The organism is Pseudomonas sp. Z2-11, from assembly GCF_054161305.1.
Window position 1 is genome coordinate 5,107,119 of the sequence record NZ_CP096395.1, and the last position, 24,072, is coordinate 5,131,190.

General features: G+C 62.0%; 19 protein-coding genes. 8 read left to right on the forward strand and 11 right to left on the reverse strand.

The genetic code is table 11. The annotated features are described in order from the left end of the window. Window position 1: 1 nt before the first annotated feature. The 4 genes from M1E16_RS22685 to M1E16_RS22700 all read right to left on the reverse strand — a co-directional run bounded on the left by M1E16_RS22685 (window position 2) and on the right by M1E16_RS22700 (window position 4,829). Window positions 2-910 (reverse strand): ABC transporter permease, encoded by a 909-nt coding sequence (locus M1E16_RS22685; protein ID WP_434628431.1) that lies wholly within the window; start codon window positions 908-910, stop codon window positions 2-4. Next, window positions 910-1,947 (reverse strand): ABC transporter permease, encoded by a 1,038-nt coding sequence (locus M1E16_RS22690; RefSeq protein ID WP_458128436.1) that lies wholly within the window; start codon window positions 1,945-1,947, stop codon window positions 910-912. The genes M1E16_RS22685 and M1E16_RS22690 overlap by 1 nt, the downstream gene beginning before the upstream one ends. Window positions 1,948-1,982: 35 nt before the next feature. After that, window positions 1,983-3,605, reverse strand: coding sequence for an ABC transporter substrate-binding protein (locus M1E16_RS22695; RefSeq protein WP_458128437.1), 1,623 nt, complete (start codon window positions 3,603-3,605; stop codon window positions 1,983-1,985). 69 nt (window positions 3,606-3,674) lie between these two features. Continuing rightward, window positions 3,675-4,829: a mandelate racemase family protein gene (locus tag M1E16_RS22700; RefSeq protein WP_434571916.1), complete on the reverse strand. Its 1,155-nt coding sequence runs from the start codon at window positions 4,827-4,829 to the stop codon at window positions 3,675-3,677. 250 nt (window positions 4,830-5,079) lie between these two features. Here M1E16_RS22700 and M1E16_RS22705 point away from each other — a divergent pair, with 250 nt between their 5' ends. After that, window positions 5,080-5,496 carry a VOC family protein gene (locus tag M1E16_RS22705; RefSeq protein ID WP_458128438.1) on the forward strand — a complete coding sequence of 139 codons (417 nt, stop codon included), beginning with the start codon at window positions 5,080-5,082 and terminating at the stop codon, window positions 5,494-5,496. Window positions 5,497-5,538: 42 nt separating this feature from the next. On the opposite strand, the gene M1E16_RS22710 is transcribed toward M1E16_RS22705, so the two are convergent. Next, window positions 5,539-5,910: a PH domain-containing protein gene (locus M1E16_RS22710; protein ID WP_305498907.1), complete on the reverse strand. Its 372-nt coding sequence runs from the start codon at window positions 5,908-5,910 to the stop codon at window positions 5,539-5,541. A gap of 199 nt (window positions 5,911-6,109) precedes the next feature. Between M1E16_RS22710 and M1E16_RS22715 the strand changes: the two genes are divergently transcribed. From M1E16_RS22715 to M1E16_RS22735, 5 genes are all read left to right on the forward strand, one after another. Next, window positions 6,110-7,105, forward strand: a complete 996-nt coding sequence (locus tag M1E16_RS22715; RefSeq protein WP_458128439.1) for a TRAP transporter substrate-binding protein — start codon at window positions 6,110-6,112, stop codon at window positions 7,103-7,105. A gap of 126 nt (window positions 7,106-7,231) precedes the next feature. Next, window positions 7,232-8,227 (forward strand): C4-dicarboxylate TRAP substrate-binding protein DctP, encoded by a 996-nt coding sequence (gene dctP / locus M1E16_RS22720; protein WP_458128440.1) that lies wholly within the window; start codon window positions 7,232-7,234, stop codon window positions 8,225-8,227. 66 nt (window positions 8,228-8,293) lie between these two features. Further along, window positions 8,294-8,926: a TRAP transporter small permease gene (locus tag M1E16_RS22725; RefSeq protein WP_305498904.1), complete on the forward strand. Its 633-nt coding sequence runs from the start codon at window positions 8,294-8,296 to the stop codon at window positions 8,924-8,926. Further along, window positions 8,923-10,206 carry a C4-dicarboxylate TRAP transporter large permease protein DctM gene (dctM, locus tag M1E16_RS22730; protein ID WP_458128441.1) on the forward strand — a complete coding sequence of 428 codons (1,284 nt, stop codon included), beginning with the start codon at window positions 8,923-8,925 and terminating at the stop codon, window positions 10,204-10,206. The genes M1E16_RS22725 and dctM overlap by 4 nt, the downstream gene beginning before the upstream one ends. A 131-nt stretch (window positions 10,207-10,337) precedes the next feature. After that, a complete protein-coding gene (locus M1E16_RS22735) occupies window positions 10,338-12,245 on the forward strand; it encodes an alkaline phosphatase D family protein (protein ID WP_458128442.1) in 1,908 nt (635 codons plus the stop codon). 54 nt (window positions 12,246-12,299) lie between these two features. On the opposite strand, the gene M1E16_RS22740 is transcribed toward M1E16_RS22735, so the two are convergent. From M1E16_RS22740 to M1E16_RS22765, 6 genes are all read right to left on the reverse strand, one after another. Beyond that, window positions 12,300-12,800 (reverse strand): methylated-DNA--[protein]-cysteine S-methyltransferase, encoded by a 501-nt coding sequence (locus tag M1E16_RS22740; RefSeq protein ID WP_434571899.1) that lies wholly within the window; start codon window positions 12,798-12,800, stop codon window positions 12,300-12,302. A gap of 161 nt (window positions 12,801-12,961) precedes the next feature. Then, window positions 12,962-15,697: a LuxR C-terminal-related transcriptional regulator gene (locus M1E16_RS22745; RefSeq protein ID WP_434655746.1), complete on the reverse strand. Its 2,736-nt coding sequence runs from the start codon at window positions 15,695-15,697 to the stop codon at window positions 12,962-12,964. Window positions 15,698-15,908: 211 nt separating this feature from the next. Further along, the gene (locus tag M1E16_RS22750) at window positions 15,909-17,273 is read right to left on the reverse strand and encodes a DUF1329 domain-containing protein (protein WP_458128443.1); all 1,365 of its coding nucleotides are present in this window, start codon (window positions 17,271-17,273) and stop codon (window positions 15,909-15,911) included. A gap of 25 nt (window positions 17,274-17,298) precedes the next feature. Further along, window positions 17,299-19,155 (reverse strand): DUF1302 domain-containing protein, encoded by a 1,857-nt coding sequence (locus tag M1E16_RS22755; RefSeq protein ID WP_434628401.1) that lies wholly within the window; start codon window positions 19,153-19,155, stop codon window positions 17,299-17,301. A 287-nt stretch (window positions 19,156-19,442) separates the two neighbouring features. Next, window positions 19,443-21,125 (reverse strand): fatty acid--CoA ligase, encoded by a 1,683-nt coding sequence (locus M1E16_RS22760; RefSeq protein ID WP_434571892.1) that lies wholly within the window; start codon window positions 21,123-21,125, stop codon window positions 19,443-19,445. Window positions 21,126-21,270: 145 nt separating this feature from the next. Then, entirely contained in the window at window positions 21,271-21,900 is a 630-nt protein-coding gene (locus M1E16_RS22765; protein ID WP_305498896.1) for a LysE family transporter, read from the reverse strand. Between the two features lie 128 nt (window positions 21,901-22,028). Between M1E16_RS22765 and M1E16_RS22770 the strand changes: the two genes are divergently transcribed. Together M1E16_RS22770 and M1E16_RS22775 are read left to right on the forward strand one after the other, a co-directional pair. Further along, on the forward strand, window positions 22,029-22,994 hold the full coding sequence (locus M1E16_RS22770; protein WP_458128444.1) for a 2-hydroxyacid dehydrogenase: 966 nt from the start codon (window positions 22,029-22,031) through the stop codon (window positions 22,992-22,994). A gap of 34 nt (window positions 22,995-23,028) precedes the next feature. Then, window positions 23,029-24,027: a methyltransferase gene (locus M1E16_RS22775; RefSeq protein WP_434571887.1), complete on the forward strand. Its 999-nt coding sequence runs from the start codon at window positions 23,029-23,031 to the stop codon at window positions 24,025-24,027. Window positions 24,028-24,072: the final 45 nt, after the last annotated feature.

Below are 24,072 nucleotides of genomic sequence, written 5' to 3' on the forward strand. Positions count from 1 at the left end.
CTCAGGATTGGCTGCGGGGGTCGAGGACGTCGCGCAAGCCGTCGCCCAACAGGTTGAAGGCCAGGCTGACCAGCATGATCGCCGCACCCGGCGCCGCCACCAGCCACCAGCTTTCGAGCATGTAGCGCCGGCCGGTGGAGATCATCGCGCCCCACTCCGGCAGCGGTGCCTGGGCGCCGAGGCCGAGAAAGCCCAGGGCGGCGGCGGTGAGGATGATGCTTGCCATGTTCATGGTCAGGCGGATGATCACCGACGACAGACACATCGGGATGATATGGCGCAGGATGATCCGGGCACTCGACGCGCCCTGGAGCTGCACCGCGACGACAAAGTCGGCGTTGCGCAGCGGCAGGGTTTCTGCGCGAGCCAATCGGGCGATCGGCGGCCAGGCCGTCAGCGCGATGGCAATCACCGCGTGCTCCAGGCCCGGGCCAAGCGCCGCGATGAAGGCCAGCGCCAGCACCAGGCTCGGAAACGAGATGAAGATGTCGGTGATGCGCATGAACAAGCTGTCGACCCAGCCGCCGAAGTAACCGGAGATGGTCCCGACCAACAGGCCAATGGGACCGACGATCACCGTCACCAGCAAGACGATGTACAAGGTGATGCGCGAGCCGTACACCAACCGGGCGAACACATCGCGACCGTATTCATCGGTGCCGAACCAGTGCGCGCTGCTGGGCGCTTGCAACGCACCGGCGAGGTTCTGCAGCAACGGGTCATGACCGGCGATCCATGGCGCGAACGCCGCGACCACCATCAAGGTCGCGACGACAACCAGGCCGGCGAACGTCATCGGGTTGCGCAGCAGAAAGCGCAGCAGCCGGGCGGCGCTGGCGACCAGCGCTGCCGTACTCGAAGCGGGCAGCGCGGTATCGCCGGCTGCGCTCGAAGCAAGGGGCAGATTCATTAGCGGGTCCTCGGGTCGAAGAGCTTGTACAGCGCATCGCTGATCAGGTTCAGCGTCACGAAGATGAGGCCGATCAGCAGCACGCAGGCCATCACTGCGTTCATGTCGCCGAGCAAAAGACTGCTCGTCAGGTATTGGCCGAAACCCGGCCAGGCGAACACGGTTTCGATCAGCACCGCGCCCTCCAGCAGCCCGCCGTAGGCCAGCGCGACGATGGTCAACAGCTGCACGCGGATGTTGCCGAAGGCGTGACCCCAGACAATCTTGCGTTGGGACAGACCCTTGACCCGGGCAGTGATGATGTACTCCTGGAACAGCTGCTCGAGCATGAAGCTGCGAGTCATGCGGCTGATGTAGGCGACCGAGTTGAAACTGAGGATCACCGCCGGCAGCAGGATGTGCCGCAGGGCACTGCGAAAGGCTTCCCAATCGCCGGACCAGGCGGTGTCGATCAACAGCAGCCCGGTGTGCCTCGGAATCAGCCCGTCGTAGGCCAGGCCGATTCGCCCGACGCCACCGGCCCAGCCCAACCAGGCGTAAAACACCAGGAAGGCCATCATGCCGATCCAGAAGATTGGCGTGGAATAGCCGAACAGCGTGATCAACCGCGCGACATGGTCACCGGCGCGGCCCTGATGAGTCGCCGCGTAGACACCCAGCGGCAAGCCCGCCAAGACGCCGAACAGAATGGCCAGGGTCGCCAGTTCCAAGGTGGCCGGGAAGACCCGGGCGATGTCGCTGATGACCGGGTTGCCGGTCAGCAAGGCCATGCCGAAATCACCGTGGAGCAAGTCGCCGAGGTAGATCGCGAACTGGGTCCACAGTGGCTTGTCCAGGCCCAGCTCCTGATAGACCTGGGCGTAGGCCGAGGCGTCGGCGTCCGGGCCAACGATTGCCAGCACCGGGTCCAGCGGCATCACCCGGCCGATAAAAAAGGTCAGCAGCAGCAACCCCAGCAGCGTCACCGCCACCGAACCGCCGCGCCGGGTCGCCGAAGCGGCCCGGGTTGTCCAGATTGAAAAGGATGCAGTCGACATGTTCATTTCCTGCCTTGGCCTTGAGGCCGTCGATTTCAGCGCTGCTTGTAGACGTCGCGAAGACGCGTGGTGGCGGCGGTGTGGCCGATGTAGTTGCGCACGTCGGCGTGAACCACCACCTCGTCCACCATTTGCGAGACCGGCATGATTGCCCCGGCCTGTTGGTCATAGAGGGTCTGGATCTGGGCATACATCTGCCGCTGCCGTTCGGGGTCGCGCTCGCGCTCGGCCTGTTCGATCAACTGATTGAGCTGCGGGTTGAAGAACGAGGTGCGCCAGCCCTGGAAGTTGCTCAACTTGGCTTCGCTGCGGTTGTCCGGGTTGTACACCAGGGCCCGCAGGCTCGAATGCGGATGGCGCTCCGCCCCACCACCGCCACGCCCCACGAGGATGTCGAACTGGCGGTCGCGCATCGCCCCGTAGATCTGGTTGCCGGTGCCGGTGATGATCGTCGCCTGGATGCCCGCCTGGGCCAGCGTCGCTTGCAGGCTGGTGGCGATGTTGATGAAGGGCGGGTCGGTCAGCGAACGGATGCTCACCTTGAAGCCCTCGGCGTGACCGGCTTCTGCCAGCAGGCGGCGAGCCTCGGCCACATCCAGGCGATAACCCGGATCGTCCAGGCGTGCCGGCAAGCCCAGTTGCATCGGGCGCTGGTTGATCACGCCGTAGTGCGGCATCACCACGTCGTTGATGCCCTGGTAGTCGATCAGCAGACGGATCGCCTGACGCACCCGGATGTCCTGGAACAGCGGCTGCTGCATGCTCATCGCCACGTAGTACAGCGTGCCGCGGGCGATGCTTTGGATGCGCACCGCATCCACCTTGCCCAGCGCCTTGATGTCGGTCGCCGCCATGCCGCGGGCGACATCCAGGTCACCGCGCTCGACCATCAGGCGCAGGGCCTGGGACTCGGTCATGTTGCGCATGATCACCCGGCGCAACTTCGGCGCGCCGCGCCAGTAGTCCTCGTTGCGGCTCATCAGGATCACGTCGTTGGCGCGCCAGATATCCAGCTTGAATGCACCGGACCCGGCGGTGTGCGTCGCCAGCCAGGCCGCGCCCTGGTCGTCACCGACCTGATGCTGCAAGGCCACCGAGCGGTCGATGATGAATGCACTCGGCGAGGTGGCCAGGGTGTTGAGTACCAACAGCGGGTCGGTGACGCGTGGCAGTTCCATGACGAAGGTGTGCGGCCCTTCGGCGCGCATCAGCCGGGCGACGTTGTCGGCCGTGAAACCGTAGGCTTTCCAGGTGGACGCCAGGGCGCGGTTGAGGGTGACCACACGTTGCAAGGACCAGGCGACATCTTGCGCAGTGAGCGGCGCACCGGAGTGAAAACGGACGTCGTCACGCAACTGGAAGGTAAGACGCATGCGGTCCGGGCTGACTTCCCAGCTTTTCGCCAGGGCCGGCACCAGCGTGTCCGGCTGCGCCGCGTCCTGCTCCAGGAGCATGTCGTAGACATTGGCGTTGACCTCGGCCACTTCCAGGCCGGTCGCGGCCGCCGGGTCCAGGGACAGCAGGTTGATCATACTCATGCCCACCACCAATTGGTCGGCGGGCGTTTCGCCTTGGGCCAGGCTGACGGGCACCTGCACTGCGCACAGGGCCACGATGACACACAGCAGCCTGGTCAGGCGCTTGGGCCAGAGTTTCATGGTTCAGTCCTTTCTTATATTTATAAAGACTTGTCGCCCGGGCCGCTCAGCCTCGGACGTGGTGCGCCATCAGTGTCGAGACAAGGTGTTGGCTTCGATATACGCGAAGTTGATGTCCTCGCCCAACCCCGGCCGATCAGACAGATGCACGTAACCGTCGGCATCCATCGGGTCGACAATACTGTTGAGGTGCGCCGGCACTTCCTCGTAATCGAGGAACGGGTGCAGCAGGCCGCGCTCGTACCACCGGCAGTTGCTGATCGCGCCCACCACCGCCAGGTTCGCCGCGCCGTTGCCGTGGACCTCGCAATCCATGCCGAACGACTCGGCCAGGTGCGCCACTTTCAGGCAAGGGCCGATACCGCCTACGCCAGCTACGCCGGCGCGCAGGATGTCACAGGACTTCTGCGTCACCCAACTGGCGCGGCTGTGGAATTTTCCGGCAATGCTTTCCGGGCCCAGCACCGGGATGTCCAGATTGGCGGCCAGCCAGGCGTATGACTCGGCGGAGTCTTCCATCATCGGTTCTTCGAACCAGGCAAAATTGAGTTTTTCCAGGGCCTTGCCAATGGTCAGCGCATCCATGCGGCTGTACCAGTGGTAGCCATCGAGCATCAGGGCGATGTCCGGGCCGACCGCCTCGCGCACTGCCGCGCAGGCCTGGATGTCCATTTGCGGATTCGGCGCGAAGGAAATCGGCGGCATCCAGGTGTGCAGCTTGATTGCCTTGTAGCCGCGCTTGACGAGCTTTTCGGCGAACTGGCCGTACTCATCCGGCGTCGACAGACCGCCCGGCAAATCGTCGCCGCACATGGTCGAGCCGTAGGCCAGGACTTTGTCACGGTAACCGCCGATGAGCTTGTGCACCGGCAACTTCAGCTTGCGCCCGGCCAGATCCCATAAGGCTTGCTCAACCAGCGCCAGCGCGCGGTCGGTGAACTGGCCGGCGCTGCCGCGCTGCCAGTGCGCCAGGTCTTGCCAGATGCTCTCACGGTCCATCGGGTCGCGGCCGATCAGCACCTTGCGCACGAACGATTCGATGATGTGTGGACGAATCAACTCGGGCGTACCGAAGGCGTAACCCTCCGAGCCATCGTCGCAGCTGATGCGCAGCAGGGCCATCTTGATCATGACTTCGTCGCCTGGATGGGCGTGGCCGGCGCTGTCCTGGGCGCGGCGCGACGGGGTGGAAAAGATTTCGACGTGAACGCCTGTGATTCTCATAAGAAGGAGCCACCGTGTGGTTATTTTTATTTGTATGTCGTCATACAACGTGGCGGATTATTTGTACGTTTACTCGGAGCTGTCAAGCCTGTACATCAGCTAAATATGAGGTTCTTCGGATAGGCTCTATTTTTGAAAAGATGATGACTTAAAATGTCGTCATACCACGCCGTGATGATAAGCTCGTTTCCCTTGGGAAATTCTGGCTACAGTGACGTGGCCCATTTGTGCCCGCCTTGTGGAGACCGGTATGAAAAATTTCACCATCGAGCGCATCGACCACGTCGTACTGCGCGTGACGAACATCGAGCGCAGCCTCGCCTTCTACACCTCGGTGCTCGGTTGCGAACTGAAGAAGCGGCGGGACGATCTGGGGTTGGTCCACCTCGGCGCCGGGGCGTCGATGATCGATCTGGTGGATGTCGAAGGACCGCTCGGCCGTCAGGGTGGCGCGGCGTCGGGTAGGCAGGGGCACAACGTCGATCACTTCTGCCTGCGCATCGAACCGTTTGACGAACAAGCCCTGCTCGCTCATCTGGGCGCAGCCGGGCTGGAGGTCGAGAAGGCACAGATGCGCTATGGCGCGGAGGGGCAAGGCTGGTCGATCTATTGCTTCGACCCGGATGGCAACCAGATCGAGTTGAAGGGACCGGCGCTGGAGCCTTGAGCTCCAGCGGGACTTACGCTGCCGGGGTGCGCTTGTATCGACTCAGACCAAAAGGTGTCTGGAAATGACCTTGGAGATTTCGACGATGCCGGTCTTGCCGGTGAATTCGAACTTCACCTTGCCCAGGGACGAAAAATAAATCTCCAGTTCGGAATCCAGGTCGAAGGTGCCGGAGGTTTCCACCGAATACGCAACGATATTCTTGTAGGGCAGCGAGGTGAAATCCTTCTTGCTGCCGGTAATGCCCTGCACGTTTACCGCGATGATGCGTTTGTTGGTGAACACCACGCCATCACGCATCGACTTGTAGGCGTCGATCACCTGTTCACCGTCCAGCAACAGATCCGAGACGCGTTCGGCGTATTCGTTGTTTTGCTTGAGCTTGAAGAAGCCTTTGTTGTTGAAATCGATCATCGTTGAGTCCCTTGTTGAGTTTTTTGAAACGTCCTGTCCACTGATCCCGGGGGCCAAGCCTGACAGACGCGGCTGGTTCTCCTCCAGGATCCGCAACTTTCCGGCAGCCCGCATTTTTTGCTCCTAGACTTGCCAGTGTTTGCAGTTCGCCGGGGCTGGAATGAGCTCGTACGATAAACATAAATCGAAGGGATACGCCATGCTCGAACCTTTATGGAAAGCGCTCATCTGCACCCTGGTTTTCAGCGCACTGGGCAGCGCCTACGCAGCCGACCCCATCGTGATCAGGTTTTCCCATGTAGTAGGCGAACAGACCCCCAAGGGCCAGGGCGCCCTGATGTTCAAGAAGCTGGTGGAGGAGCGGTTGCCTGGCAAGGTCACTGTGGAGGTTTATCCCAACTCCACGCTGTATGGCGACGACAAGGAAATGGAAGCGTTGCTGCTGGGAGACGTGCAGGTCATCGCGCGGTCACTGGCCAAGTTCGAGCAGTACACCCGCAAGGTGCAGTTGTTCGACTTGCCGTTCCTGTTCGATGACATTGCCGCGGTGGACCGTTTCCAACAGAGCCCCGAGGGCCAGCAACTGCTCAAGTCCATGGAGAGCAAGAACGTCACCGGCCTGGCCTATTGGCACAACGGCATGAAGCAGCTGTCGGCGAACAAACCCCTGCGCACGCCCGAAGATGCGCGCGGCCTGGTCTTCCGTGTGCAGACTTCCGCGGTGCTGGAGGAGCAGTTCAAGGCGGTGAGTGCCAAAGGCCAACCGATGATTTTCTCGGTGGTGTATCAGGGCTTGCGTACGGGCCTGGTCAACGGCACGGAAAATACCTATTCAAATTTTTACAATCAGAAACTGCATGAGGTACAGAAATACGTTACCGAGTCCAACCACGGCATCCTCGACTACATGCTGATCACCACGTCGGATTTCTGGAACGGCCTGCCGCCGGATATCCGCGGTGAGCTGGAAAAGATCGTGGTCGAATCCACCGCTCATGCCAACAAGGAAGCGGAGCGATTCAACCAGCTGGACAAACAGCACGTCCTGGACGCCAAGACCACCGAGATCATGACCCTCACGCCGCAAGAGCGGAATGCCTGGCGAGAGAAAATGAAACCGGTATGGGCGAAGTTCGAAAAGGATATCGGCCCGGAGCTGATCAAAGCCGCCGAAGCGTCCAACAAGACGCAGTAAAGCCCCGAACTTGATGTCAAAATGCCCCGGCAAGCTGTTTTTCTGCCTAGACTTGCAAGTGTCCCACCGTGCGTCGTGTTTTGAATGAGCCCGCACGTGAAAAACTAAAAATAAAAGGAACCCCCTATGTTTAAACCTATGTGGAAAGCACTCGTCTGCACATTGGCCCTCAGCGCGCTGAGCAACGCCATGGCGGCTGATCCGGTGGTTATCAAGTTCTCGCACGTGGTGGCCGAACAAACCCCCAAAGGCCAAGGCGCGCTGCTCTTCAAAAAGTTGGTGGAAGAACGGCTGCCGGGCAAGGTTAAGGTCGAGGTGTACCCCAACTCGTCGTTATTCGGCGATGGCAAGGAAATGGAAGCCCTGCTCCTGGGTGACGTGCAAATGATCGCGCCATCGCTCGCCAAGTTCGAGCAATACACCAAGACGGTGCAGTTGTTCGACCTGCCGTTCCTGTTTGATGACATCTCTGCCGTGGACCGTTTCCAACTGAGCCCTGAAGGTCAGAAACTGCTCAAGTCAATGGAAAGCAAGAACATCACCGGCCTGGCCTATTGGCACAACGGCATGAAGCAACTCTCCGCCAACAAACCGCTGCGCGAACCCAAGGATGCCCGTGGCTTGAAGTTCCGCGTGCAGGCGTCTGCCGTGCTCGAAGAACAGTTCAAGGCCGTCAATGCCAACCCGCGCAAGATGAGTTTCGCCGAGGTGTACCAAGGCCTGCAGACCGGCGTGGTCAACGGTGCGGAAAACCCCTACTCGAACATCTACAGCCAGAAAATGCATGAAGTGCAGAAGTACATCACCGAGTCCAACCATGGCTTGCTCGACTACATGCTGATCACCAACACCAAGTTCTGGAATGGCCTGCAGCCGGACGTACGCAGCGAACTGGACAAGATCCTTGTGGAAGTCACCGCCCATGTGAACAAGGAAGCGGCGCAACTGAACCAGAACGACAAGCAGCGCATCCTCGACGCCAAGACCACCGAGATCATTACCCTCACGCCTGAAGAGCGCAACGCATGGCGCGACAAGATGAAACCGGTCTGGAAGAAGTTCGAAGGTGACATCGGCGCTGACCTGATCCAAGCCGCCGAAGCCTCCAACAAGGCTCAGTAATGGGTTGGTCGGCGCTGCCGCCGTGGCAGCGCCGGCCTGTCGTCCTCCCTGCAGGAGATGCCATCCATGAACGCCCTTCGGCGCACCTGGGAACATTTCGAGGAAGGTTTCATTGCCTTCCTTCTGGCCGCCATGACGTTGGTCACTTTCGTCTACGTGGTCCTCAACAACCTTTATGCAGTGTTCTACAGCCTTGGCGATAACTGGCCAGCCGCCAGCGAACCGATGTTCGCCATTGGCGACGGCATCATGGGCATGGCCCAGGCCATGACCTGGAGCAGCGCGCTGACCAAGGCGCTGTTTGGCTGGCTGATTTTCTTTGGCCTGTCGTATGGCGTGCGCACGGCCGGCCACATCGGCGTCGACGCGTTGGTGAAACTGGCGAGCAAACCGCTGCAGCGCATTATCGGCGTGATCGCCTGCCTGTGCTGCCTGGCCTACGCCGGGTTGCTGGCCGTGGCGAGTTACGAATGGATCAATACCTTGATGATTGCCCAGATCGGCGCGGAAGACCTCGGCCATTTCGGCATCATGCAATGGCACGTAGGGCTGATCGTGCCGGTAGGTTTTGCCTTGGTGTTTATCCGCTTCGCGGAAATCCTGGTGCGCATCCTGATGAACCGTCAGACAGGCCTGGGTCTTGCCGATGAAGCGGCCGAAGCGATCAAACTGACCGAGATCGAGGAAGACAAGCCATGACCATTGCCTTCCTGTTCATCGCGCTGTTCGTGCTGATGTTTATTGGCGTGCCCATCGCCATTTCCCTCGGGCTGGCCGGTTCGCTGACGATCATTTTCTTCAGCCCCGATTCGGTACGCTCCCTGGCAATCAAGCTGTTCGAGACATCCGAGCACTACACCCTACTGGCGATTCCATTCTTCCTGCTGGCCGGTGCGTTCATGACCACGGGTGGCGTGGCACGACGGTTGATCGACTTTGCCAACGCCTGCGTCGGACACGTTCGCGGTGGCCTGGCGATTGCGGCGGTGCTGGCGTGCATGTTGTTTGCCGCGTTGTCCGGTTCCAGCCCCGCGACGGTGGCAGCGGTGGGTTCGATTGCCATTGCCGGCATGGTGCGCTCAGGTTATCCCCAGGCGTTTGGTGCCGGCATCGTCTGCAACGCCGGGACTCTGGGCATCCTGATTCCGCCGTCGATCGTCATGGTGGTCTATGCCGCCGCGACCGAAACCTCGGTAGGCAAATTGTTCATGGCGGGTGTACTACCGGGCCTGCTGCTGGGGTTCTTCTTGATGGTGGCGATCTACATCGTCGCGGTTAAGAAAAAACTCCCGGCGATGCCTCGGGCGACGCTGCGTGAATGGCTGAGCACGGCACGCCAGGCCATCTGGGGCTTGCTGCTGATGGTGATCATCCTCGGTGGGATCTATTCGGGGATGTTCACGCCCACCGAAGCAGCAGCAGTGGCGGCGGTCTACTCAGCGTTTATCGCGCTGTTCGTCTACAAGGACCTGACGTTCCGCGAAACCCCCAAGGTGCTGCTGGAGTCGGCCAAGCTGAGCATCATGCTGATGTTCATCATCGCCAACGCCATGCTCTTCGCCCACGTGCTGACCACCGAGCAACTGCCGCAGCAAATCACTGCGTGGGTGATCGAGGCCGGGCTGACGCCAGTAACCTTCCTCCTGGTGGTCAACATCGTGCTGCTGATTGCCGGTGCGTTCATGGAACCGTCGGCGATCATCCTGATCCTGGCGCCGATCCTGTTCCCTATCGCCATGAAGCTGGGCATCGACCCGATCCACTTGGGCATCATCATGGTGGTGAACCTGGAGATCGGCCTGATCACGCCGCCGGTGGGCTTGAATCTGTTCGTCACCTCGGCGGTGACCGGCATGTCGCTGACGGCGACCATCCGCGCGGCCATGCCGTGGCTGATGATTCTGCTGGCGTTCCTGGTGCTGATTACCTATGTACCGTGGATCTCGCTCGCGCTGCCTAACTGGTTGGGGATGAGCTGATTATTCCGAGTTGAACATACCGCCCTGTGGTGAGGGAGCAATGCTCCATTGCCGCAGGTGCGCATGCCCCCTCCCAGCGTACGCATGCGTTATGATCCCTGCTTTATTCTGAAGCAGAGCTTTTCCCACGCATGTTGCCGGCCCCTTCCGATACCCCGATCACCCTCCCCCCCGTCCTTGTCGGCCCACTCTTGCGACGACTGGAGCCGACGCGGCTGGTGATGTGGCTGGTGGGGACACGAGCGTTGGCGTTGACGCTGAGTATCGACGGCGTCGGCGACCTGGCGCTGGATGCGTCGCGCTGCACCGTGGTGCCGGTGGGGCAACGAGCGTTTGTGCATTTGATCGATGTGACACTCGATACGCCCCTGCCCCAGGACGTGGCGATTGACTACGACCTGCTGGTGGACGGCGCCCCCATTGCCGAATGGGCGCCGCATTTGTTGTACGGCGACGCAAAGCGTCCAAATTTCATGCTGCATTCGCGTATCGAACAGCTGGTCCACGGCTCGTGTCGTAAACCCCATTTCCCGGCCAATGATGGTTTGCTCTGTGTCGACCGCTTGTTGGCGCAGTCTGCGGAGCAGCGTCCGGCATTACTGATGATGAGCGGCGACCAGGTGTACGCCGACGATGTCGCCGGGCCGATGTTGCGGGCGATTCATGCCCTGATCGAGCGCTTGGGCCTGTTCGAGGAGTGCCTGGAAGGTGCGGTGGTGGAAGACAGCGCCAAACTCTACCAACACCCGGCCAGTTACTATCACCGCGCGGATCTGTTACCGGCGCTTGAGAGCAACGAAACCCTGCGCGAACGTTTTTTCGGCGGGGCGCGCAAGCCGATCTTCACCAGCAGCAGCGCCGACAACCATCTGGTGACCTTCGCCGAGGTCATGGCGATGTATCTGCTGGTGTGGTCGCCCGTACCGTGGACCCTGATCGATCCACAACCGCCTGAATTGACCGCCGAACGGCGCCAGCGCTACGACCTCGAACAGCAGCGCATCGAGGCATTCAAGACCGGACTGGATGGCGTGGCACGGGTATTTGCCTATCTGTCGTGCCTGATGATTTTCGACGATCACGACATCACCGATGACTGGAATCTGTCCGCGCAATGGGAGGAAACGGCCTACGGCCATCCCTTCTCCAAACGCATCATCGGCAACGCGCTGATCGCCTATCTGCTCTGCCAGGGCTGGGGCAACAACCCGGATGCCTTTGGCGAAGTGATCGAGCAGACCATGGCCTTGAGCGACACCGCCCGGGACCGCTACATCGACAGCGGGCCCCAGGATGCGTTGATCGACACCCTGCTCGGTTTCCAGCAATGGCATTACGTGTTGCCGAGCACGCCGGCGCTGGTGGTGCTCGACACCCGCACCCGCCGCTGGCGCAGCGAGAACAGCCTCAAGCAGCCGTCGGGCCTGCTGGACTGGGAAGCCCTGAGCGAACTGCAGCAGGAACTGCTGGACCATCCCTCGGCGATCATCGTCTCGCCGGCGCCGATCTTTGGCGTCAAGCTGATCGAGACCGTGCAGCGGCTGTTCAGCTGGTGCGGCTACCCGCTGTTGGTGGATGCGGAGAACTGGATGGCCCACCGTGGCGCGGCCCAGGTGATCCTGAATATTTTCCGCCACTCGCGCACGCCGGGAAGCTACGTGGTGTTGTCCGGCGATGTGCATTATTCCTTCGTCTACGAGGTGCTGATCCCACACCGCAAGGGCGGCCCACGTGTCTGGCAGATCACCAGCAGCGGTATCAAGAACGAGTTCCCGCCGGCGCTGCTGGAATGGTTCGATCGGCTGAATCGCTGGCTCTATTCTCCACGCTCGCCCTTGAACTGGTTCACCAAGCGCCGCAGCATGCGCATCGTCCCCCATGTCCCGGAACACGCCGAAGCCGGGGAACGGCTGTGGAACTCGGCGGGGATCGGCCAGGTGTTTTTCAACGAACAGGGGCAACCGGCGCAGATCTATCAACACAACGCCAACGGCAAGCCGCCCACGCGTATGCTGGCGCCGAAGTCGCCCTTGAGCTGAACGGCTACTTTCGCGAGCAGGCTCGCTCCCACAGGGATTGGGCAGGGTCAGGATTCAGAACGCCAGTTGCAGGCTCTGTTGGCCTTCGAGGCTCAGCAGGAACTGTTTGGCGGCAAGGCCGCCGGCGAAACCGGTGAGGCTGCCGGAGGTGCCGATGACCCGATGGCAGGGCGCGATGATCGAGATCGGGTTGCGTCCGTTGGCGGCACCGACCGCGCGCGTCGCGGTCGGTTGGCCGATCTGGATGGCTATGTCGCGATAGCTGCGGGTTTCGCCGAACGGGATGGTCAGCAGAGCCTGCCAGACCCGCACCTGGAAGTCGGTGCCGGCGAAATCCAGTTCAAGCTCGAAACGGCGGCGTTGGCCAGAAAAATATTCCAGCAGTTGACGCTCGGTTTCCTTGAGGGTCGGATGATCACTGTCCTGCTCCAACGGTCCCAGGCGCACCCGATTGAGCCGCTCGTTCTCCCACAGGATGGCCGCCAGCTTGGTGCCGCGGGCGACAAGGATCAGCTCGCCTACGGGGGATTGGATGGTTTGGTAAAGGGGCGGCATTCAAGTGGTTCCTTGGCTCACGCTCATTGGCTTTTGTGGCGAGGGGATTTATCCCCGCTGAGTTGCGGAGCAACTCATAGCTTGCCACACCGCGCTGTCAGATCTTAGGGTCGCTTCGCAACCCAGCGGGAGCAAGCTCCCTCGCCACGGGAGTAAACAACTCAGCCCAACAACCCCAAGGCCTTCGCCCGCGCTACGGCCTGGGTGCGGCGTTCGACGCCAAGTTTGCTGTTGATGTGGCTGGCATGGGTTTTTACCGTGTGCAGCGAGATGAACAACTGCTCGCTGATTTCCTGATTGGAACATCCCTGGGCGATCAGTTGCAGCACTGCCCTCTCGCGGCTGCTGAGGGTTTCGACCGGGACCGAGGGTTCGATCGCTGGCGTCGCGGTCGACGGCAAGCATTCGAGCAAGTGCTGGCGCACGTCGCTGGGCGGCGCGTGCAGCAACTGTTCGCGCAGCCATTCACGATGCTCTCGCAACAACCATTCGAAAGGCTGCAACACGCCGCCGATGGCGGCATCGAACGCCTGGGCCAGGGTGCTGCGGGCCTCGGGTTCGCGGCCCAGGCGCAGCAGCAAGGCCACCTTCTGGTTGAGCACCATCACACTGAGCATCTGCCGCCCGGTTTGCTGTGCGTGCTCAAGCAAGGCATCGAGGCGCCCCTCGGCCTGCATCGGTTGGCCCTTTATGGATTCCAGCAATGCCTGCTGCAGCTCGACATGCAACGGCAACTGCGGGTGGAATTCCGGTGGCGCGGCGGCCCGTTCGCCGGTGTAGGTCTGGCCCAGCCGCGCCAGCCAGGCTTCGGCCAGCTCGGTACGGCCCTGGGCCAGCCAGAGCTCGCATTTGACCAGGGTGATCATCGCCAGGTAGTAAACCGGTGGTACATCCCAGATGTGCATCAGGCGCTCGGCCTCGGCCAGCTCGGCGAAGGCCCGGGCGAATTCGCCGTTATAGCCTTCGACCCGGGCAATCACGCAGTGGCCGATCAACACACTGATATCGCGACAAGCCCGGGCTTCGGTCAAGCCGGCCTGCAACCGTGCCAATCCGGTTTGGGACTGCATGCGCAGCGTCAACAGGAAACCTTCGTACAGCACCAATCGCGCGCGCACCGCATACAGCCGTTGCGGCGACAATCCATGCAGCCGCTGCAGCCCCTGCTTCACTTCATCGAGCGCGCGCAGAATCTCCCCTCGCGCCTGCAACACCCGCGCACGATCGTAATGGGCCAGCGCCTCGAACAACGGATTGCCGACCCGCTGCGCCAGTTCGAGGGAGTCGCGGTTCAGCGCGCGGGCGCGCCACAGGTCACCGTCGGCAATCGCCAGGTTCGACAGGGTGGACAAGCACATCAGGCGCTGGCCATAGCGTTTCTGCGGCAGGCTTTCCAGGGCTTCGGTGCAATAGCGCAGCGTGGCCTCTCGGTCGCCACGCCCGCGGGCGACGATGCCGCTCAGGGCCAGCCACTGGGCAAGCATGGATTTTTGCGCGGTGGCCGACGGCGCCGGCAGGAAGCGACTCAAGTGGGCGGCCAGTTCCTCGGCGGCATCCAGTTGGCTGGCCAGGCCCAACGCCCAGCTGTAGAGCACGATCAGCCGTGGGGTGCTGATGAGCAGGCTGTCAGGCAGGTCCATTTTCCAGCGCAGCAACATGCCGACGTTCTGCTCGGCCAGCAGTTGTTCTTCCGAAAGGTTCTGCACCAGGTTCGCCGCCACGTCCAGGTGCCCGGCACGCAACGCCTGCTCCACGGCTTCGTCGATCAGGCCCTGGGCATTGAACCAGCGACAGGCGCGCAAGTGCAGAGTCGCGGCCGGCACCATGGCCGGTGCGCTGGGGCGGCTGCGCAACAGGTCGGAAAACAGGTGGTGGTAGCGATACCAGTGGCCGTGCTCGTCCAGCGGCACCAGAAAAACCTGGTGGGCGGCCAGGTACTGAAGAATTTCGTGACTGTCATGGGCGTCGCGCACCGCATCGCACAGTTCGCTGCAAAAGCGCTCCTGTGGTGCGGTGTCGTAGAGAAACGCCTGCACCTCGGGGGGCAGGCAATCGATGACTTCTTCGAGCAGATAGTCGCGAATCAGCCCTTCACCACCATGCAGGGCCTGGGGCAGCCGGCCTTCGCTACCTGCCTCGGAAGCGGCCAGCAGCCAGAAACGCAGCCCTGCGACCCAGCCTTCGCTGCGCTGGATCAGGCTCTCCAGTGCCTCGCCGCGCAGCGAGCTGCTGTGGTGCTGGAGCAAGGTCAACGCTTCGTCATGGGTCAGGCGCAGGTCCTGCTCGTTGAGTTCGAGCAATTGCCGCGACAGGCGCAGGCGCGCCAGGTGCCAGTCCGGACGCTGGCGGCTGGTGACCAGCACCAGCAACCCCTCGGGCAGGTGATTGAGGAAAAACTGCAGGCAACGATCCAGCACCGGACTCTGGGCCAGGTGGTAATCGTCGAGTACCAGCAACAGCGGGGCGCGGGAGGAAAGGTGGCTGGACAGTTCATCCAGCAAGCCGTCGAGCCACTCCTCGAAAGCAAAGGGCTGGTGCCGCTGGCGCATTTTCAGCAGGCCCAAAGCCCGTCCGCCCAACTGCGCATAAAAGGCCTGGAGCCCTTCGAGCAGCCGCTCCAGGAAGCGACCCGGATCGTTGTCCCGGGCACTGAGCCCCAACCAGAGACTCCGCCAATGGGCCGGCAGGCTCTGGCAGAACTCCACCGCCAGGGAGCTTTTGCCGAACCCCGCCGGTGCACTCACCAGCAACAAGCGACCGCCGAGCCCAGCGCTCAGACGCTCGCACAACCGCGGCCGCGGGACGTGACCGTCGGGCAAGGGCGGCCGGTAGAAACGCCCGTCCTGTACCGCGATGGCTGCGCGGGCAGAATCCGCAGGTGAAGACAAATCAGTCATGGCCGGCTCTTGTTGGAATGCGGGTGGCGGCGTTGCAGATGTCCGCAGACTAGCGGTAAACGCGGAGGTATTGAAGGGAGTGCTACAAATGGCTACAAAAAGGCTACAAGCGGTTGGCCGCTATTGTGGCCAGGGAGCTTTTTTTCAGGCAAAAAAACGCCCCGAACCAGTCGGGGCGTCTTTTCGAGGATGCGGCCTCGGGTAGAGCGCTTTAGCGGATGCCGTCCTGACGCAGGGCGTTAGGCGTGAAGTCGGCGGTAGTGGCGGTGAAGCCGAAGTCGTAGGCCGATTTTTCTTCGTTCTTCATGCCCAGGGCCAGGTAGCGACCGGACTGCAGGTCGTAGATGGTTTCCAGGGCGTACCACGGCACTTGCTTGTCGTAGTAGTTCTCGGCATGGGCCTCGGCTACGCGCCACAGTTGGCCACGACCGTCGTAGTGGTCGATGACCGCGGCTTGCCAGGTGTCTTCGTCGATGTAGAAGTCACGCTTGGCGTAGATGTGGCGCTGGCCTTCCTTCAGGGTCGCGGTCACGTGCCAGACACGACGCAGCTCATAGCGCGTCAGGTCCTGGTTGATGTGGCCGGCCTTGATGATGTCCGCGTACTTGAGCTGCGGCGAATCGATCTCGTGGCTGTTGGAGGCGATGTACAGCTCTTTTTTGCCTTCAAGCTTCCAGTCGTAGCGGTCCGGCGCACCGTTGTACATGTCCAGGTTATCGGAGGTACGCAAGCCATCGGCGGCGGTACCAGGGCCGTCATAGGACACTTGCGGGGCGCGACGCACACGGCGCTGGCCGGCGTTGTAGACCCACGCCGAACGCGGTTCCTTCACCTGGTCGAGGGTTTCGTGGACCAACAGCACGCCGCCAGCCAGACGCGCCGGAGCGGTCACTTGCTGCTTGAAGTAGAACAGGATGTTGCCAGGGTTGGCGGGATCGAAATCCTTCATCTTGTCGCGGAACACAAACTGGTCACGGAAGTACACCAGGCTGTAGGAGCCGTTGGGCTGCGGCGTGGCCTGGGTCACCAGGCGAGTCACGCTGCCGCCGCGATAGCGGGTGATGTGGTTCCAGATCACTTCGACGCCACTCTGGGGAATCGGGAACGGCACGGCCGTCTCGAAATTCTCCAGGCCGTTGCCACCGGACACCAGCTTGGTGGTGACCGCATTTTTCTTGATGGAAGCAAACACTTCGTCCGGCACGGTAGCGCCGCGATGGGTCGGGTAGACCGGCATCTTGAAGGTTTCCGGGTAGCGCTTGAACATCGCGTACTGGCCGGGCGCAAGCTTGGCCTTGTACTGCTCGACGTTCTGCGCGGTGATGGTGAACAGCGGCTTCTCACTGGCGTACGGGTCGGAGAGGAAGCCTTTGCCGTCGACGCTGCCGGCGTTCTTGGCCATGGGTTTCCAGGCGGAAATCGAACCATCGGCGTTGCCGGCCATTTCGGCGCCCATCGGCGTCAGGCTCTTGCCCAGTTTGTCGGCTTCGGCGGCAGGCACGGCGGCCATGACGCTGGCCGCCAAAAGCGACAGCCCCAGCACACCGACTTGCAACAGATTCTTGGTTATTTTCATAGTGTGTCGTCCTGAAATACGGTGCTTAGAAGTTCACGCCGACGCTGAGCGCCAGGAAGTCGCGATCATCCACGGTGCTGAAGTCGCCACCAAAGAAGTTGGTGTAGGCCAGGCTCGCGTTGTAAGTGTTCTGGTACTCGGCATCCAGCCCGAGGCTGACGGCTTTGCGGCCTTCCTCGAAGTTGGCGCCAGGACCTGGCGAGTAACCCTTGACGTCATGGGACCAGGCCACGTTGGGCTTGAGGTTCACACCGGCGAAGACATCCGGGTATTCCCAGATGGCGCGAGCGCGGTAGCCCCACGAGGTCGACGTGGTGAAGCCGTCGTTGTTGCAGTTGCTGTTCACCCCGCTGATGGTCTGGCCGCCACCTGCCGCAGTCGAGGTGTTGAGGGTATTGCAGAAGCCGTTGGGCAATTCGCCCGGGCCGAACACCGGATCACGGCCGTAGCGCGCTTCGGAGCGGCTTTCCAGGCCGCCAACGTGGGTCACGCCCAACTCACCGACGAGGGTCAGGCGGCTGGCGCCCATGACCTGGTCGAGGAAGTGGGTGAAGGTGGTCTGGAACTGGGTGATTTCCTTGCGGCGATAGCCATGCAGGTCCTGACCCGGCGCGCCGTCCAGTACGGAGGCGTTACCAAAGCCCGGAATTGGCGTGACACCGGCGAACAGGATGTCGGTGGTGCTCAGTTGTACCGGAGCGTTCGGCCGATAGCTCAGCTCACCACTCCACGCGGTGCCGGTGGGCAGCGTGGTGGAAAAGCTCAGGCCATAGAGCCGGATGTCTTCCGGGTACTCGACGAAGTAGTTCGAGTTACCCGCCACGATCACCGGACGCAATGCGGCCAACGGCCCCAGCGGCTGGGTATAGAACCGTGACGCGGCGCCCGTGGCGCTGAAGATTGGCGCCCGGCTGTGGTAGTTCATGAAGTAGGCGCCGAACTCGGTGTCCAGCGGCTCGAAGTTGTATTTGAACGACAGGCCCCACTGGCCGCTGTCACGGGCATCACGGTCGGGACCACGGCGAACCAGCACGCCCTCCTCGTTCACGTTGACGCCCAGGGCGGTCAGGGTCGGCAAGGCAGCGCCCGGAATCCGCGAACGTTTGTTCAAGACGCGCAGGTTATCGTCACAACCGTCGGCGATGACGTCTGGCTGCGAGAAGAACGTGCCGCAGTTGTCGACGACAGTCTGGTCCCATTCCAGTTGGTAGAACGCTTCGGCCGACAGGTTGTCGGTCAGGCTCTGGGACACGTAGAACATGTTGACCGGGATCAGCCCTTCCTTGACCTCGGCACCGGGGCGACGGAACGCGGACACGTCGACCGGGTTGATGGCGTTGATACCGCCCTGGATAAAGGTACTTTCACCCCAGCTGACCACTTGCTTGCCGAGGCGGACCGAGCCCGGCTGATCGGCGATATCGTAGTTGTGGTAGACGAACGCATCGAGGATCTGCCCGCCGGACGACTTGGCGCCTTCCTTGCGGTTGCTGTCGCTGATGTCCTTGTACAGGCGGTTTTCGTCCTTGAGTTCGAAGTCGTACCAGTACTTGCCACGTACAAACACACCGGTGTCGCCGTACTTCAGCTCCAGGTCATGGATACCCTTGAAGATCTTCGAGAAGGTCTCCCCGCGCTTGAAGTTCAAGTGACCGTCGTCGGAGGTCTGGGACAGGCCCTTGCCACCGTTGTTGACGCCGATCAGGTCGCGGTTGGCCTTGGCCGTGGACCAGCTTGCGCCGACCGACAGGGCCGAGTCGAACTGGCCTTCGATTTCACCGATGTTGAAGCTGACGCCGAATGCCGGGCCGGCGAGCGAAGAGGCAAGACTGACGGCCAGAGGCAGTTTTGCCCGGCGCCAGAAAGTGTTTGCTGAGGTCATCGACGCAACTCCATGTGTTTTATTGTTATGGCAGTGGGCATTTCCGGAAACCCTTCGCCGTGCTGGCACGCGCGTCCCATTCCGAAAATCCTTGAGCGGACTATAGCCAGCAGGTAGTACGGCTTGATCCCTCTAAAGTGTGATTTGCAGCCTTCGACCACTCTGGAACAGTCCTTCGCCAGGCCGACGGATGTCGGCACGGCAAGGATGGCTGAAATTTCCGGTTTGACAAGACAAGCGCTTGCCGGGTGGGCCTGCCGTGCCCTTTTCAGGCACGGCGGGTACGCTCAGAGCGTCGAGAGGAAGGTGCTGTTGTTGCTCTGCCATTCGCTGATGTCGACGCGGATGCGCTTCTTGTCGAGCTTGCCGACGCTGGTCTTGGGAATTTCCGTAACAAGGGCGATCTGGCTCGGGATTGCCCACTTGCTCAAGTGCCCCAGCTCGACAAATGGCTTGAGGTGTTCCTTGAGCTCGCGAGCCCCGAGCTGGTGCCCTTCGCGAATGACCAGCAAGGCGAACGGGCGCTCGCCCCACTGCGGATCGGGGATGCCGACCACTGCTACTTCGCGTACCGCCGCATGACGGCTGATGAGGTCTTCCAGGTCCAGGGACGAGATCCATTCGCCGCCGGTCTTGATCACGTCCTTGATCCGGTCGCGGATATCGATGAAGCCCATGCCGTCGAGCGTGGCGACGTCGCCGGTGTGCAGCCAGCCGCCCTTCCAGAGCTCGGCGCCTTTCTGCGGTTCGTTGAAATAACCTTCGGTGAGCCACGGCGCGCGCAGCACCAATTCGCCCTGGGTCTCGCCGTCCGCGGGCAGGAAACAGCCCTCGCCGTCGACGATCGCCGCTTCCACCAGCGGCCCCGGCACACCGGCCTTGATCCGGTAGGTGATGCGTTCGTCTTCACCGCCGGCCATCAGCTCGTCGTTGAGGTGCGCGCAGGATACCAGCGGCCCGGTTTCGGACATGCCGTAGGCGGCCGTGAGCTGGATGCCCTTGGCCTTGGCCGCCTCGTACAGGCTGCGGTTGAGGGCGCTGCCGCCGATGACGATTTTCCAGCCGCCGAAATCGGTTTGCTGGGCGCCCTTGGCGTTGAGGACCATCTGCAGGATGGTCGGCACGCAATGGGAAAAGGTGACCTTTTCCTTGCGCCACAGCTCGACCAGGAACTCTGGATCGTAACGCCCGGGGTAGACTTGCTTGAGCCCGAGCATGGTCGCCACGTACGGCAGGCCCCAGGCATGTACGTGAAACATCGGCGTGATCGGCATGTACACATCGTTGGTGCCCAATAGCCGCACGCTGTCGATGGAACCCATGATGGTCGACACGCCCAGGGTGTGCAGCACCAGTTGCCGATGGGTGAAGTACACGCCCTTGGGATTGCCCGTGGTGCCAGTGGTGTAGAACGTGGTGGCGACGGAGTTCTCGTCGAAATCCTGGAAGTCATGGGTCGGGCTGGCAGCGGCCAGCAGTTGCTCATACTCGCCCACGAGGTCCGGCAGGTCGGCGGTCTTGTCCGCCAGGTCGGTCAGCAGCAGCGTCTTCTTTACCGTGGTCAGCTGGCCGGCGATCGCCTGGTAGAGGCCGACGAACTCGCTGTTGACCAGCACGAAGCGGTCCTCGGCGTGGTTCATGGTGTAGAGGATCTGCTCCGGTGACAGGCGCACGTTGATGGTGTGGATCACCGCGCCGATCATCGGGATCGCGAACATGCATTCCAGGTAGCGATGGCTGTCCCAGTCCATCACCGCAACGGTGTCACCGGCCTTCACCCCGGCCTCGGTCAGCACGTTGGCCAGCCGCGCGACGCGCTCGATCAGCGTCGGATAGCTGTAGCGCAACTGGTCGCGGTAGACGATCTCGCGGGTTTTCTCGTAACGCGCACCGGACATCAGTAGCCGTTTGATCAGCAACGGGTATTGGTAGGCGCCTTCGGCTGGAGGGATAACGCGAGTCTGCAACATAAGGGTCCCTTTTCTGACTGCACGGTCTTGGCTGGAAGGTAAGCACTCTAAAGTGCCTGCCCGCGGATCAAATCAGCCGAAGGAATGATTTGATCCGCCCGCAAATACTAGCCTTGAGCCATCTCAGGGACATGTTCAGGCGCGGTCAGTGCGCCTCGGTGAAGGCCAGTTTCACGCCAATGGCCACCAGCACGGCGCCCATGGTCCGGTCGAACCAGTGGCCCATGCGGGCGAAACCGGCACGCACCCGCGCCTGGCTGAACAGCATCGCCACCATGCAGAACCACGCCGCCGTGGCGATCGCCAGGTACACGCCGTAGCCGGCCTGGATCGCCAGCGGCGTATGGGGATTGATCACCACGGTGAACAGCGACAGGAAGAACAGCGTTGCCTTGGGGTTCAGGCCATTGGTGACAAAGCCTGCGGTGAACGCACCGCGAGCGGTACGCTCGCCAGCCTCCTTGTGCAGGTTTTCTCCAGAGGCCTTGGCCGGTTGCGCGCGCAGGGCCTTGAAGCCGATGTACAGCAGGTACGCGGCCGCGGCCCACTTCAGCGCGTTGAACAGCACGATCGATTGGGACACGATCAGGCCGATGCCCAGCAACGAATACCCCACATGCAGGAAAATCGCCGTGCCGACGCCCAGCGCCGTCCAGGTCCCGGCACGTCGGCCATGGGTCACGCTTTCGCGCACCACCACGGCAAAGTCCGGACCGGGGCTGGCGACCGCCAGCAGGTGGATCAGGGCGACGGTGAGGAATTCGGTGAGGTACATGGTGGGCTCCTTGCGACATCTCTTGGTGAATGAAATCCCGTGGGCCAGGGAGCTTGCTCCCTCGCCACGATTCATCTGATAGGCTCGCCACATTACGCCTTCGGTTCTTTACATGACAGGTACAGCTGATGACGAACACCGCCCGCGCCGTTTTTCTCGACCACCCTTCCCTGGACCTCGGCGACCTGGACCTGGGCCCGTTGCGCGATTGCTTCGGCGAACTGCAATTGTTCGCCGGGACCCGCCAGGACGAGGTGACCGAGCGACTCAAGGGGGCGACGGTGGCGATCACCAACAAGGTAGTGATCGACGCGGCAGCCATGGCCGCCAGCCCTGAATTGAAGCTGATCCTGATCAGCGCTACCGGCACCAATAACGTCGACCTCGCCGCTGCCCGCCACCACGGCATCACCGTGTGCAATTGCCAAGGCTACGGCACGCCGTCGGTGGCCCAACACACGATCATGCTGTTGCTGAACCTGGCGACGCGCCTCGCCGACTACCAGAAAGCCGTGGCTGAAGGTCGCTGGCAACAGGCTTCGCAGTTCTGCCTGCTGGACTATCCGATTGTCGAGCTGCAAGGCAAGACCCTGGGTTTGCTCGGCCATGGCGAACTGGGCGGCGCCGTCGCCCGGCTGGCGCAAGCCTTTGGCATGCATGTGCTGCTGGGGCAGATTCCCGGGCGTCCCGCCCGTTCTGATCGTGTGCCGCTGGATGAGCTGTTACCGCAGATCGATGCCCTGACCCTGCACTGCCCGCTCAACGAGCACACCCGCCACTTCATCGGCGCGCGCGAACTGGCGCTGCTCAAGCCCGGCACGTTCGTGGTCAACACCGCCCGTGGCGGCCTGATTGACGAACAGGCCCTGGCCGACGCCTTGCGCAGCGGTCACCTGGGCGGCGCGGCCAGCGACGTGCTGAGCGTGGAGCCGCCGACCCAAGGCAATCCCTTGCTGGCAGGCGACATTCCGCGGCTGATCATCACCCCGCACAACGCCTGGGGCAGCCGCGAGGCGCGGCAGCGGATCGTCGGCCAACTGACGGAAAACGCCCAAGGCTTTTTCAGCGGTACAGCGCGCCGGGTCGTCAGTTGATAAACTGCCGCACTTTTTTTACAAGGAGCAGACCATGGATCCGCGCAGTGAAGTACTGCTTCGTCAGCCCGAATTGTTCCAGGGCCCGGTCCTGCTGGCCGGCCTGCCCGCCGACGATCTGCTCGGCCGTTTGCCCGAGGCCCATGGCTGGTGCTGGCATGCCGGCGACCAGGCCGCGCTGGATGCGCGCTTTGCGCAACGTAGCCACTTTGGCGTGAACGTACCCGAGCGGGAATTCGAAACGGCCGTGGTGTTCCTGCCCAAGGCCAAGGACCTGACCGACTACATTCTCAACGCCGTGGCCGCACGCCTGGCCGGTCGCGAGGTGTACCTGGTGGGGGAAAAGCGCAGCGGCATCGAAGGTGCTTCCAAGCAGCTCAACCCGTTCGGCAAGCCACGCAAGCTCGATAGCGCGCGGCATTGCCAACTGTGGCAAGTCACCGTCGCCAACGCCCCGCAGGCCAAGCCGCTGGAAAGCCTGGCGCAAACCTACGAGCTGCCCCTGGCCGAAGGCCCGTTGAAAGTGATCAGCCTGCCGGGAGTGTTCAGCCATGGTCGGCTGGATCGCGGCAGCGCGTTGCTGTTGGAGCACCTGGACAAGCTGCCCAGCGGCCATCTGCTGGATTTCGGTTGTGGTGCCGGTGTACTGGGCGCGGCGGTCAAGCGCCGCTACCCGCACAATACCGTCACCCTGCTGGACGTGGATGCCTTTGCCGCCGCCAGCAGTCGCCTGACCCTGGCCGCCAACGGGCTGGAAGCCGAAGTGTTGACCGGTGATGGAATCGATGCCGCGCCCATGGGCCTGAACGCAATCCTGAGCAATCCACCCTTCCATGTCGGCGTGCACACCGATTATCACGCCACGGAAAACCTGCTGCGAAAAGCGGCCAAACATCTGAAAAACGGCGGCGAACTGCGCTTGGTCGCGAACAGTTTCCTCAAGTACCAGCCGCTGATCGAGGAGCATCTGGGCACGTGCACGATCAAGGCCGAAGGCCAGGGTTTTCGCATCTACCGAGCCAAGCGCGGCTAAGGCGTTTTTGAAAAACAGCGCTTGCCCAAACGGATTTGCCTAGGC

Bases quoted from the DNA above. Each gene is read 5' to 3' on its own strand.
- M1E16_RS22685 (WP_434628431.1), bottom strand. From the start codon at position 910: ATGAATCTGCCCCTTGCTTCGAGCGCAGCCGGCGATACCGCGCTGCCC.
- M1E16_RS22690 (WP_458128436.1), bottom strand. From the start codon at position 1,947: ATGTCGACTGCATCCTTTTCAATCTGGACAACCCGGGCCGCTTCGGCG.
- M1E16_RS22695 (WP_458128437.1), bottom strand. From the start codon at position 3,605: ATGAAACTCTGGCCCAAGCGCCTGACCAGGCTGCTGTGTGTCATCGTG.
- M1E16_RS22700 (WP_434571916.1), bottom strand. From the start codon at position 4,829: ATGAGAATCACAGGCGTTCACGTCGAAATCTTTTCCACCCCGTCGCGC.
- M1E16_RS22705 (WP_458128438.1), top strand. From the start codon at position 5,080: ATGAAAAATTTCACCATCGAGCGCATCGACCACGTCGTACTGCGCGTG.
- M1E16_RS22710 (WP_305498907.1), bottom strand. From the start codon at position 5,910: ATGATCGATTTCAACAACAAAGGCTTCTTCAAGCTCAAGCAAAACAAC.
- M1E16_RS22715 (WP_458128439.1), top strand. From the start codon at position 6,110: ATGCTCGAACCTTTATGGAAAGCGCTCATCTGCACCCTGGTTTTCAGC.
- dctP (WP_458128440.1), top strand. From the start codon at position 7,232: ATGTTTAAACCTATGTGGAAAGCACTCGTCTGCACATTGGCCCTCAGC.
- M1E16_RS22725 (WP_305498904.1), top strand. From the start codon at position 8,294: ATGAACGCCCTTCGGCGCACCTGGGAACATTTCGAGGAAGGTTTCATT.
- dctM (WP_458128441.1), top strand. From the start codon at position 8,923: ATGACCATTGCCTTCCTGTTCATCGCGCTGTTCGTGCTGATGTTTATT.
- M1E16_RS22735 (WP_458128442.1), top strand. From the start codon at position 10,338: ATGTTGCCGGCCCCTTCCGATACCCCGATCACCCTCCCCCCCGTCCTT.
- M1E16_RS22740 (WP_434571899.1), bottom strand. From the start codon at position 12,800: ATGCCGCCCCTTTACCAAACCATCCAATCCCCCGTAGGCGAGCTGATC.
- M1E16_RS22745 (WP_434655746.1), bottom strand. From the start codon at position 15,697: ATGACTGATTTGTCTTCACCTGCGGATTCTGCCCGCGCAGCCATCGCG.
- M1E16_RS22750 (WP_458128443.1), bottom strand. From the start codon at position 17,273: ATGAAAATAACCAAGAATCTGTTGCAAGTCGGTGTGCTGGGGCTGTCG.
- M1E16_RS22755 (WP_434628401.1), bottom strand. From the start codon at position 19,155: ATGACCTCAGCAAACACTTTCTGGCGCCGGGCAAAACTGCCTCTGGCC.
- M1E16_RS22760 (WP_434571892.1), bottom strand. From the start codon at position 21,125: ATGTTGCAGACTCGCGTTATCCCTCCAGCCGAAGGCGCCTACCAATAC.
- M1E16_RS22765 (WP_305498896.1), bottom strand. From the start codon at position 21,900: ATGTACCTCACCGAATTCCTCACCGTCGCCCTGATCCACCTGCTGGCG.
- M1E16_RS22770 (WP_458128444.1), top strand. From the start codon at position 22,029: ATGACGAACACCGCCCGCGCCGTTTTTCTCGACCACCCTTCCCTGGAC.
- M1E16_RS22775 (WP_434571887.1), top strand. From the start codon at position 23,029: ATGGATCCGCGCAGTGAAGTACTGCTTCGTCAGCCCGAATTGTTCCAG.